The following is an 11,710-nucleotide window of genomic DNA, read 5'->3' as shown; positions in this document are numbered from 1 at the left end:
GGGTGTTTTTGGTCAATTTAATCTATTGTTTTTAAACTACTAAATTTTATTTAAAAATTAATTGAAAAACCATGGATTAAAATTGATCTGAAAAGATCAGCTTACCTGTGTAACGTATTTAGAATTAAGATTACACAGGATGCTGAGGTTACAAATTATACAAATTGTAAGTAAAATGACAGAATTGTAATTTTATTTAACTTGAATTGTGTTGTATTAAATGGGCAATTACCATTTCCCTTCACCCAGTTGTTGGCCAATATAGTGATATTGCATTTGTGATCTTGAAAACTTAATTGGACAGGCTAACTGTGGTTCAGTTTGATCAGAATTAGGCTTCAATGGCACATTGACCACCCAATTGCGTTGTTGAGAAATTTGGGACTGTAGTGCTTCATCTAAACTCAGTACGGGTTCTACGCAAACGTCCAGTTGTTCAAACAGTTGATTCCATTCAGCCAGATTTTTACTTTTAATTTTATCTCGAATCGCTTGCTTGACCATTTGACGATCTTCAGTATCGAAAGAAGTACCTTTTTGTAGAAGGATTGGCAATTCTAACGCGCTTGCCAGTCCAGTCATAAATTGTGGCTCTAAGCTACCAATAGATAAGTAACGAGCATCGGCCGTTTCATAATAATCATAAAAGGTGCCGCCATTAAGTTGTTCAGATTCACGTTGCTGCTGTTGACCACCCGCCAAACTGGCTGCGGCTGCCATATTATTGAGTCCAACCACACAATCGGTCATGGAAATATCAATATATTGTCCCAGACCACTATTTTGGCGTTCAACTACAGCAGCAAGAATACCGATGACAGCATGTAAGGAACCACCTGCTACATCTGCGATTTGAATCCCCATCGGCGGTGGTCCACTGTCTTGGCGACCACAGTGTCCTGCGATACCAGACAGGGCAATATAGTTAATATCATGTCCAGCTTTATCTTTATATGAGCCTGTTTGGCCATAACCCGTAATTGAACAGTAAATTAAACGAGGGTTAATTTCAGCCAAGGTTTGATAATCCAAACCCAAACGTTGCATCACCCCCGGACGAAATTGTTCAACGACAATATCAAACTCAGAAATCTTCTGTTTAACTTGCTCAATGCTGGCAGGATCTTTTAAATCTAAAGTGATGGATTGTTTATTTCGGTTGAGATAACTATGGGAAGTCGCTTGTCCATTGGCATAAGGCGGGAACAAGCGCACCAGATCTGGACGCGTTGGCGATTCAATATGGATCACTTCTGCACCTAGGTCTGCAAGGTATAAAGTTGCAAATGGACCTGGTAATAAAGTGGAAAAATCGAGTACTTTCAATCCCTTTAAAGCTGTTGTCATAATTGTTTTTACCAATACTGTCTTGATTTTACACCCATAATAGAAATATAAAATTAACAAAACAATGTCATGTTCAGCCATTTACCTTGATCATTTCGGCAATTTATGATGTAAAAAGGTGATCTGCACTGTTGTAAATCGCCAATAAAACATTTTTTAGCGTCATTTAGGTCAATTGTTAGTGAACATCAAAGAGAGTGAAGGATTTACCATGAGTCGTGATACGATCAGTATCCATTTTGTGAATGCCGCCTTAACAGGTGTGAAGCGTCTAGGAATGGACGTTGACACCTTACTTTCACATGTTGGCATAGAAGCAGAATTACTTCGCCAACCTAAAGCACGTATTTCACCAGAGCAATATACACGTTTTGTGAAAATGCTGTGGATGGTGACCCAAGATGAACATGTTGGCTTTGATATCCAACCTCGTCGTTTGGGATCTTTTGCTATCATGTGCCAATTGATTATCCACGCTAAAACTTTGGGTGATGCTTTAGAGTTATCATCACAATTTTATAAATTATTTGGTGATGAATGGTCGGTCGCGGTCGAACGTGATAAACATGAAGCGCGTTTAGTGCCATTGATTCCAAAAACTATGGACCCTGATCATTTTATTACTGAAAGTATGTTGATGATTTGGCATGGTCTAGCTTCATGGTTAATTGAACGTCGTATTCCTTTAGAACGGGTACATTTTGGTTACCCGCGTCCAAATCATGCAGATGAGTATGATGCGCTGTTCTTTGCACCAGTGATGCAATTTGATATGCCACGTACTGAAATTACTTTTGCCGCAGACTATTTGGATTTACCGATTCGTCAGGATGAAGCAAGTTTAGAAGAGTTTTTAAAAGCTGCGCCTGCTCAGCTTTTGGTGAAATTCAAAAATACCAATTCTTTAACTTCGCGTATTCGTGAAGTCTTAAAGAGTCAAATTGGTGAAGAAATGCCAACCTTAAATGATGTGGCTTCAATGTTGTATTTATCACCACAAACCTTGCGCCGTCGCTTGGCTGCAGAAGGTAAGAGTTACCAAGGTGTTAAGGATGCCTTGCGTCGAGATGCTGCAATTCATTTGTTGTTAAATCCGGATTTAACCTTGGAAGATGTAGCACAACAAGTGGGCTTTAGTGAAACCAGTACCTTCCATCGCGCATTTAAAAAATGGACAGGGGTTACCCCAGGGCTTTATCGTCAATTGCATGGTTATCATTAATTCGACATAGATGAATTCTAAAGTAATTTAGCTGATCCTAAGCCCAAGTGATACTTGGGCTTTTTTATGCCTGATCATTTCAGCTAAAATTTCTTGTAAGATATAAGCGATAAAGTGAAAGAATTTTCAAGAATAGGGTATTAAAAAATGATTAGACTTGCTGAGTTTGATGATGTGCAAGTACAAGATTTACTCAGAATTCATTTACATGGTATGCATGAAAACTCACCGATTGAGCATAGTTTTGCATTAGATCTAACTGCGTTACAACAACCCGAAATTAGCTTTTTTACCCTTTGGGAACAAAATGAACTTTTAGCTTGTGGTGCAATTCAAGAGTTGTCATCTACACATGCTGAATTAAAGTCTATGCGGACACATCCCAAACATTTACGTAAAGGTGCTGCAACAGAAATGCTGAAACATCTTTTATTGATTGCACAACAACGTGAATACCAAAAATTGAGTTTGGAAACGGGAACACACTCATCTTTTGAACCCGCAATTTGCTTGTATAAAAAATTTGGTTTTATCAAAGGTGCTTCTTTTTCAGAATATCAAGAGTCTGATTTCAATCAGTTCTATCATTTAGATTTATCCACTCAATAGCGCATTGAATAATCTTCGCTATGATTGTGATGATTATGAAAAAAGAGAATATCGGACCTGCTTATTTTAGGTTTGAGCTAATTAGTTAGATGATATTTAAATATTTTTATACTGGATATATAGATGACATGTTTGATTAGAAAAATTGAGCCTTCGGATATAGCGCAACTGATCGAAATAGAAAAATCTGCTACTCAAGCATTTTCAAGTATTCCCGAGTTATCTTGGCTTGTCGAAAGCCCAGTGTTGTCAGCACAAGATCATTTGCAATTGATTTCTTCTGCTTATGCATTTGTTGCGATTAATCAAAAGAATCAAGCTACAGGTTTTTTATATGCAGAAAGACAAGCGCTTGATTTATATATTATCGAGTTAGATGTGAGTGCCGCATTTCAAAAACAAGGGATCGGTCGGCAATTATTGAATATGTGATTGCTATTGCTCAGGGAGAGGGCTGTGATGCTGTGACCTTAACCACCTTTCATGATGTGATTTGGAATCGACCATTTTATGAAAAATTAGGCTTTGAAAAGATCAATGCGCTTGAGATGCCTCTATATCTTGAGCATAAACTTGAGCATGAAGTTGCATATGGTTTTTCTCGTAACAGCAGATGTGCAATGAGATTGGCGCTTAAATGATTGGTAGTGATTTTGCAGTTTGATCTGGAAGTATTACTCTCTTAAAATTTATTATGTAAAAAACCATTACGGATACAATATAAAAGAGAACAATATGTGGATGTTAATGAGAACAATTTCAGCCTATCGCTTTATCGATATTATTCTAGGAATTTTTACCACTTTAGAAGATGTTGAAAAAGCGAAAATGACCTATATACAACACCGTAAAGCAAATGATTCATGGCAAGATCAAGCCTATAAGGAAACATCTTTAGAAAGTGATATAAAGATAATTCAAGTGGATGGTGAATTTCAAAATGGTCAGGTCATTTTTGAAATTAGTGAGTATTTGGAGGGTTTCGGACAGATTGTAAGGGAATTAAAAACCATTAAATGTTTCGAAAGTGAAGCATCTAGATACATTGAGCAATTGGATGCTGTGGAACATGAGTTCCCTCAGTTTGCAGCAATAGATTATTTAATGGTTGGAGTATTACATTCTGATTTAAGCGAAGATCAGCCGATAAACTTTTCTGAATATGAAGCCCATTTAGTACACACAGGAAAAAGAAAGTTTACAGATATTCTGAATATGGATTTTTTGCAGAGACCATGATCATCATTTTTTTACATTATTCTGAATGTAAAACTGAGGATTCAATACCTGAATTAAGCCATTAAAAAATGACAACGCATTTGCTTCAATTGACAAAAAATATCAACTGACTATTTCGTTCTCGTCATTGAACTCTCAACTTTATAACGTACACTCAAGGCAGATAACAACCTAGAAGTCATAAGAAGGAACAGCTATGAGCGAGGCTTACATCATTGATGCCATTCGCACACCACGCGGAAAAGGAAAAAAAGATGGTTCACTGTATGAAGTGAAACCAATTACATTATTAACCACATTGCTCAATGAATTGAAAGATCGTCACCAGCTTGATACTTCAAAAGTAGACGATATCGTACTGGGTTGTGTAACACCAATTGCTGATCAAGGTGGTGATATTGCTAAAACTGCTGCAATTGCGGCAGGCTGGGACAATGATGTTGCCGGTGTGCAAATCAACCGTTTTTGTGCTTCAGGTCTTGAAGCTGTCAATATGGCTGCACAAAAAGTACGTTCAGGCTGGGAAGATATTGTTGTTGCTGGCGGCGTAGAGTCTATGTCACGTATTCCAATGGGTTCCGATGGTGGACCTTGGGCACTGGATCCTGAAACAAATTTAAAATCACATTTTGTTCCTCAAGGGATTGGCGCGGATTTAATTGCCACGCTCGATGGCTATAGCCGTACAGATGTGGATGAGTTTGCTGCCAACTCACAACGTAAAGCTGCTGCTGCTCAGGCCGCGGGACGCTTTGATCAGTCCGTGGTTGCGGTTAAAGATAAAGCTGGTGTTACGATTCTTGACAAAGATGAATTCATTAAACCGACCACAACTGCTGAAGGCTTGGCAAAACTCAATCCAAGTTTTGAAATGATGGGTGGAATGGGCTTTGATGCGATTGCATTACAACAATATCCAGAAGCGCAAAAAATTAACCATGTACATCATGCTGGAAACTCATCGGGCATCGTAGATGGCGCAGCTGTGGTGCTGATTGCTTCTGAAAAAGCAGTCAAAGAGCAAGGCTTAAAACCTCGTGCAAAAGTGTTGGCAACGGCATTGGTTGGAACAGATCCAACCATCATGCTCACAGGTCCTGCACCTGCTGCGCGTAAGGCGCTGGCAAAAGCAGGTCTCACTATTGAAGATATTGACCTCTTTGAAGTGAATGAAGCCTTTGCATCTGTGGTGATGCGTTTTATGACTGAACTTAAAGTTCCTGCTGAAAAGGTCAATGTAAATGGGGGTGCAATTGCAATGGGGCACCCATTGGGCGCAACAGGTGCAATGATTCTTGGTACGCTACTTGATGAATTAGAACGTCAGGGTAAAAAACGTGGTCTAGCAACATTGTGTGTAGGTGGTGGCATGGGTATTGCGACCATTATTGAGTTGGTATAAGGAGAATAATAATGAGTGCAATTCAATATGAAAAAAATGCGGATGGCATTGTTATTTTAACGATGGATTCTCCAAACCAGTCTGCAAATACCATGAATGCCGATTTTCGTGTGGCTTTAGAAAATGTTGTGTCTAAACTTAAATCTGAAACAGATTTAAAAGGTGTGATTTATCGTTCTGCGAAAAAAACTTTTTTTGCCGGCGGTGATCTGGATGAGCTGATTGAGGCAACGCCAGAACATGCCACTGAATTCTTTAATATGACTGCCAAGCTAAAAGGTGATCTTCGTGCGATTGATACATTAGGTGTTCCTGTGGTTGCGGCGATTAATGGTACAGCGCTAGGTGGTGGTTGGGAAATTGCTTTAAGTTGTCATTATCGTATTGCTTTAAATGATCCTAAAACCAAATTAGGTTTGCCAGAAGTAACACTGGGCTTACTTCCAGGTGGTGGCGGTGTGGTGCGTATGGTACGCCTGCTGGGTTTACAGAATGCATTCCCATTCCTTATGGAAGGCAAGCAATTCGGGGTAGATAAAGCCAAGTCTTTAGGTTTGGTCAATGAGCTTGCGGATAGCGAGCAAGACATGCTGGACAAAGCGATTGCTTGGATCAAAGCCAATCCAAAATCTCAACAGCCTTATGATGTGAAAGGTTATAAAATTCCGGGTGGCGATCCTAAAACACCTGCGGTTGCTCAGATTCTGGCAATTGCACCAGCAATGCTACGTGATAAAACCAAGGGCTGTTATCCAGCGCCTGAAGCGATTATGGCTGCCGCGGTTGAAGGCGCTCAAGTTGATGTAGATACAGCTTTCCGAATAGAGGGCCGTTACTTCACTTATCTTGCAACAGGGCAAGTTGCCAAGAATATGATTGGAACATTCTGGCATGGTTTGAATGCAATTAAAGCAGGTGCAAGTCGTCCTAAAAACATTGCCAAGTGGCAAGCGACCAAAGTGGGTGTACTTGGTGCAGGCATGATGGGCGCGGGTATTGCATATTCGACAGCAATCAAAGGCATTCAAGTTGTGCTAAAAGATGTTTCTGTGGAAAATGCTGAAAAGGGTAAAGCCTATAGTCAAAAACTATTGGATAAACGTGTTTCGCAAGGTCGTATGAGCGCGGAAAAACGTGATCAAGTTTTAAGTTTGATTACCGCAACGGCATCTGCAGAAGACTTAAAAGGCTGTGATTTGATTATCGAAGCTGTATTTGAAAACCAAGAATTAAAAGCCAAAGTGACTCAAGAAGCGGAACAATTTCTTGCCAATAATGGTGTCATGGCCTCAAATACATCAACATTACCGATCACGGGTTTAGCCAAAGCCTCTAAAGATGATACGCATTTTATTGGTCTACATTTCTTTAGTCCTGTCGATAAAATGCAATTGGTTGAAATCATCAAAGGTAAAAACACCTCTGCTGAAACCTTAGCAAAAGCCTATGACTATGTGCAACAAATTGGCAAAACGCCAATTGTGGTCAATGATAGCCGTGGTTTCTTCACCAGCCGTGTGTTTGGTACATTTGTGCAAGAAGGTCTACGTTTACTGCACGAGGGCGTACATCCTGCACGTATTGAGATGGCAGCACTAAAAGCAGGTATGCCAGTGGGCCCATTGGCGATTCAAGATGAAGTGGCATTAACGCTTTCTGAGCATGTGGCCAAAGAAACCCGTAAAGCACTTCAGGCTGAAGGTAAGGATTTACCACTTTCAGGTGCTGATGATGTTATTGAAACCATGATTCACACCTTTGAACGTAAAGGCAAGGCTGCAGGTGCTGGTTTTTATGAGTATCCAGAAGGTGGTAAAAAGCATCTTTGGGATGGCTTAAGCCATTGGACGAAAAATGTTGATATTTCTGAGCAGGAAATGATCGACCGTTTCCTATTTGTTCAAGCTTTAGATACCTTACGTTGCTATGAAGAGCATGTCTTGGAATCTGTGATTGATGCCAATATTGGTTCGATTTTTGGTATTGGCTTTGCGCCGTGGACGGGTGGTGCGATTCAATTCTTAAATCAGTATGGTTTAGAAAAAGCTCTAGTTCGAGCGAACTCGCTTGAAGCAAAATATGGCGAACGTTTTAAAGCACCGCAAAAGTTAATTGATCAAATTCCACATGGAAAGATTATCTGATTTTTATATATTGCTTTAAAAATTGTAGATGAATGTCTCAAGCATAGATTAGACAATGATTTGCACAGAAAGAGGTCAAGTACCTCTTTCTTTTTTCGAATAGATTTTACTTTTTATAGAATAAAAGTGTATGAAAAACATGCAAAACCAGTTAGTATCTGGCTACAGCTTTAGTACAAAAAATGTCAGTAACACTTATAAAATAAAGAGAGAAAAGCAATGTCACAAAATAAAACCGAAGATCAATATAATGCGATTGATTGGTTTAAAAAATGTCTAAGTAATTATGCCAACTTTTCTGGGCGTGCTCGCCGTAAAGAATATTGGTACTTTGTATTGATACAGTTTGTTGTACTGATCATTGCAGTGATTTTAGACTCAATCATTTTTAAAAAACCGTTTGTGTTGTATTTGATCACTGTATTAGCACTGATCGTGCCTTCAATTTCAGTTGCAGCTCGCCGTTTACATGATATAGGAAAGACAGGTTGGTGGTATCTGCTTATCTTTGTTCCTTTTGGTGCCTTTGTTTTAATTTACTGGTTTGCTTCAGATACCAAGCCTGAAACAAATCAATGGGGTGGTCCTGCAAAGTAATTTTTGCAGATTAAAAAATAGGGCATTTGCCCTATTTTTTATGAATTAAATCAAAGCTAAATTTTATCTATCAAGCGAATATTTTATAGGTTAAATCGTGATAAAAGTGGATTGATTTGGTGTGTGATGGTGTTGCTAAATTTGAAAAAATAGCAATAATCGAAGGACCGACTAAAGTCTGATACTTCCCTTATAAAAGGATTGGGAATTCACATGGATTTAATACAAAGCAATGGTCAACCCCGTTATGGGCGTTTTAAAGATGTGCCGAGTAAGATTAATGTTAATCAATATATCTACAAAACCCCGTATGGCAAAGTATTAACAGGTTGGCGTAAACATTTAAAATATAAAAAGTTTAAGTTTTGTGGTATCCAGCATGAACACTATTCTATCGGTATTGCAATTGCAGATATTGGTTGGGCAGGGCATGGCTTTATTTATGTCTATGACCATTCAACGAATGAAGTTTTAGAATGGAATGCCAATACGATTTTAGGGCGAGGGACAAGCTTAGATGAGCAACCTTTGTATAGCCAAAGTCACTTTAGTAAATCACCTTTTGAATTTGAAATGCAACATGCCAATGGTGTGCGTTATATACGGGCAACTCGAAATGGTGAAGAGCAGTTAAAAGCCCGCATTTTTTGTGCAGGAACAGAGCCTTTAAGCTTGTGTAGTCCCAATGGTATTAATGGTTGGACCTATACGCAAAAGAAAACCACCTTGGCTGTAGAAGGCTTCTTTATCAATAAAGATAAAGTGCGTATAGATTTTAATGAAAAAACTTTGGCATCTCTCGATGACACCTGTGGGTTTTTAAGACCCGAAACAGCGTGGTTTTGGTTATCGTGTAACTTTTGGGATACGCAAGGAAACCGTATAGGCTTAAACCTCGCTTCAGGTGTAAATGAGAGTTTTGGCAATGAAAATTGTTTGTGGGTCAATGGCGTTCTATATGCAGTTGCCGATGTACTGTTTGAAAAGTTAGATGCAAACCTGTGGTCAATTCGCTCTTTAGACCAGAAATTAAACCTGACAGTAGAAACCGGCTGGCGGAGATTTGAAAACTTAAATTTACGTTTGGTGGGGAGTCAGTTTAGCCAATGGCAATCACGCATTAGTGGTACGGTCGAATCTGAAGTGGGTGAGTGTATTCAGTTAGATCAAGCCTATGGCTTGTTGGAACAGCATTACGCGAAATGGTAAGGCTGTTCTTATTTAAAGCTTTTTTAACCTTATAAAGCAGCCTTCCAAAATGCTTCACCTGCTTGAATCGGATCATTGGTTTCGGCCAAAACATCGACCCAAACCTGATATTGTCGAATCACAGGGTGTTGGCTCGGATGAAAATCAGGCTTAAACCAATCTAAGTATTGTTCACGCATTGCTGATAATTTACCGTGTTTGCCAAAAAACCATGGAATACCTTTGAGTGCAAATTGAGCACGTTGCAAACGACTGAATCCATCGTATTTAAGCATGACATTGGCACGGTAAAAGGTAAATCCAAACATTTGTAAAGTGACAAAGGCAAGCGCAAATTTACGTAAGTTTTCAGGAACTTCTCCCACCTCTTTCATGACATCAAAAGCGACATCTCGATGTTCCATTTCTTCGATTGAATGCCAAGCAAATAGAGCACGAACAAAAGGGTGAACCTCTGCTAAAGTCTCTTGTTTACTATAAAAAGTTTCTGCCATTAATGCGGTAAGATGTTCTGCTGCGGCAGTCATGGCAATGTTGTACTGTTTGGAACGATGTTTCAGTATATGCTCGAAATGTGCACCCATAAATTTTACAAACTGATCAACAGGCATGCCTTGGTGCAGCATTTCTTCATTCATTTTGTCATGTGCAATACCGTGCTGTGCTTCCTGTCGAATAAAATCCGTGACACGTTGCTGTAAATCAGGATCGGTGATTTTGTCACGCAGTGCCCGAACACTTTGAATGAAATATCTTTCACCTACAGGAAAGGTCAGACTCAGCGCATCAAACATACGGGTACGAAAAGGGTCATTATCAAACCAAAAGCGTGGAACTTCATTCAATCTAAAATCTAAATTGCTGCGAACCACAGGATCAACTTGGTGTTTTACATATGCATTCATTGTTTTATTTCTCGCATTATTCAGTTCAAATCCCTACTCAGGATAGAACTGATCGGTTTATATCAAGACAGCTATAGTCCAGCCTGCCAAAATGCATCACCTGCTTGAATAGGATCATTGGTTTCAGCCATCGTATCGACCCAAACTTGATATTGTCGAATTACAGGGTGTTGGCTCGGATGAAAATCTTTTTTAAACCAGTCTAAATATTCATTTTTCATTGCAGATAAAATCCCTTTTTTACCGAAGAACCAAGGCAATCCTTGCGTTGCCATTTTTAAACGTTCTATACGGCTGAATCCATCATGTTTAAGCATGATATTGGCACGGTAGAGGGTAAAGTTGAACATCATTATGGTGGTAAAGGCTAAAGCAAATCGACGTAAGTTGTCAGGGACCTCACCGACTTGTTGCATCACATCAAAGGCCACATCTCGATGCTCCATTTCTTCAATAGAATGCCACGCCAGTAAGGCCCGGACATAAGGATGTGCTTCAGATAAGGTTGCCTTATGGCGATAAAATGTTTCTGCCATCAAAGCGGTGAGATGTTCAGCGGCAGCTGTCATCGCAATATTGTATTGAGGCGAGCGTTGGCTCAATTCAAATTTAAAAATCTTACTTAAAAGTTGGATAAATTGATCGACAGGCATGCCTTGATCTTTCATGACCTGATTCATTTTGTCATGTGCAATACCATGTTGTGCTTCTTGACGAATAAAATCAGCAACACGTTGTTGTAAATCTGGATCGGTGATTTTGTCACGGAAGAGTCGGACACTTTCTATGAAATAGCGCTCACCATCAGGGAAGGTCAGACTGAGTGCGTCAAATAGTCGCGTGCGAAATGGATCTCCACCAAACCAGAAGCGAGGGACTTCCTCAAGTTTAAAGTTGAGCTTGGTTCGAACCACTGGATCGACCTGATATGTAACTAATGCATTCATTTTATTTTACTTGCATCACTGTTGATGATTTCAGTATGTCGGGATTTTGCAAGTTTGTTTTGACAGATATTGCCATTTTTTATACATTT

At 39.4% G+C, this 11,710-nt stretch carries 12 protein-coding genes; 9 read left to right on the top strand and 3 right to left on the bottom strand.

The window, feature by feature from the left end:
- Positions 1–228: 228 nt before the first annotated feature.
- Positions 229–1,347 carry a CaiB/BaiF CoA-transferase family protein gene (locus GJV03_RS17025; protein ID WP_154130645.1) on the bottom strand — a complete coding sequence of 373 codons (1,119 nt, stop codon included), beginning with the start codon at positions 1,345–1,347 and terminating at the stop codon, positions 229–231.
- A gap of 211 nt (positions 1,348–1,558) precedes the next feature.
- Between GJV03_RS17025 and GJV03_RS17020 the strand changes: the two genes are divergently transcribed.
- From GJV03_RS17020 to GJV03_RS16985, 9 genes are all read left to right on the top strand, one after another.
- On the top strand, positions 1,559–2,569 hold the full coding sequence (locus GJV03_RS17020) for an AraC family transcriptional regulator (protein WP_004724010.1): 1,011 nt from the start codon (positions 1,559–1,561) through the stop codon (positions 2,567–2,569).
- A gap of 147 nt (positions 2,570–2,716) precedes the next feature.
- Positions 2,717–3,178 carry a GNAT family N-acetyltransferase gene (locus GJV03_RS17015; protein ID WP_004817773.1) on the top strand — a complete coding sequence of 154 codons (462 nt, stop codon included), beginning with the start codon at positions 2,717–2,719 and terminating at the stop codon, positions 3,176–3,178.
- A gap of 123 nt (positions 3,179–3,301) precedes the next feature.
- Positions 3,302–3,610 carry a GNAT family N-acetyltransferase gene (locus tag GJV03_RS21815; RefSeq protein WP_252720733.1) on the top strand — a complete coding sequence of 103 codons (309 nt, stop codon included), beginning with the start codon at positions 3,302–3,304 and terminating at the stop codon, positions 3,608–3,610.
- Positions 3,607–3,819, top strand: coding sequence for a GNAT family N-acetyltransferase (locus GJV03_RS21810; RefSeq protein WP_252720732.1), 213 nt, complete (start codon positions 3,607–3,609; stop codon positions 3,817–3,819). Before GJV03_RS21815 ends, GJV03_RS21810 begins: the two co-directional genes overlap by 4 nt.
- Before the next feature lie 94 nt (positions 3,820–3,913).
- Positions 3,914–4,417: a hypothetical protein gene (locus GJV03_RS17005; protein ID WP_154130644.1), complete on the top strand. Its 504-nt coding sequence runs from the start codon at positions 3,914–3,916 to the stop codon at positions 4,415–4,417.
- A 196-nt stretch (positions 4,418–4,613) separates the two neighbouring features.
- The gene (locus GJV03_RS17000) at positions 4,614–5,819 is read left to right on the top strand and encodes an acetyl-CoA C-acetyltransferase (RefSeq protein WP_154130643.1); all 1,206 of its coding nucleotides are present in this window, start codon (positions 4,614–4,616) and stop codon (positions 5,817–5,819) included.
- A gap of 11 nt (positions 5,820–5,830) precedes the next feature.
- Positions 5,831–7,963, top strand: coding sequence for a 3-hydroxyacyl-CoA dehydrogenase NAD-binding domain-containing protein (locus tag GJV03_RS16995; protein ID WP_154130642.1), 2,133 nt, complete (start codon positions 5,831–5,833; stop codon positions 7,961–7,963).
- 219 nt (positions 7,964–8,182) lie between these two features.
- The gene (locus GJV03_RS16990) at positions 8,183–8,560 is read left to right on the top strand and encodes a DUF805 domain-containing protein (RefSeq protein ID WP_105714433.1); all 378 of its coding nucleotides are present in this window, start codon (positions 8,183–8,185) and stop codon (positions 8,558–8,560) included.
- 213 nt (positions 8,561–8,773) lie between these two features.
- The gene (locus GJV03_RS16985; protein WP_154130641.1) at positions 8,774–9,769 is read left to right on the top strand and encodes a DUF2804 domain-containing protein; all 996 of its coding nucleotides are present in this window, start codon (positions 8,774–8,776) and stop codon (positions 9,767–9,769) included.
- 29 nt (positions 9,770–9,798) lie between these two features.
- On the opposite strand, the gene GJV03_RS16980 is transcribed toward GJV03_RS16985, so the two are convergent.
- Together GJV03_RS16980 and GJV03_RS16975 are read right to left on the bottom strand one after the other, a co-directional pair.
- Complete coding sequence (locus GJV03_RS16980) at positions 9,799–10,674, bottom strand: metal-dependent hydrolase (RefSeq protein ID WP_056514002.1); 876 nt, start codon at positions 10,672–10,674, stop codon at positions 9,799–9,801.
- Positions 10,675–10,745: 71 nt separating this feature from the next.
- Complete coding sequence (locus GJV03_RS16975; protein WP_151957701.1) at positions 10,746–11,621, bottom strand: metal-dependent hydrolase; 876 nt, start codon at positions 11,619–11,621, stop codon at positions 10,746–10,748.
- Between the last annotated feature and the right edge of the window lie 89 nt (positions 11,622–11,710).

This window comes from Acinetobacter sp. RIT698 (assembly GCF_009668065.1).
GTDB lineage: Bacteria > Pseudomonadota > Gammaproteobacteria > Pseudomonadales > Moraxellaceae > Acinetobacter > Acinetobacter guillouiae.
The sequence above is the reverse complement of the archived record's forward strand: the minus strand, read 5'-3'. Positions and strand labels throughout refer to the sequence as shown.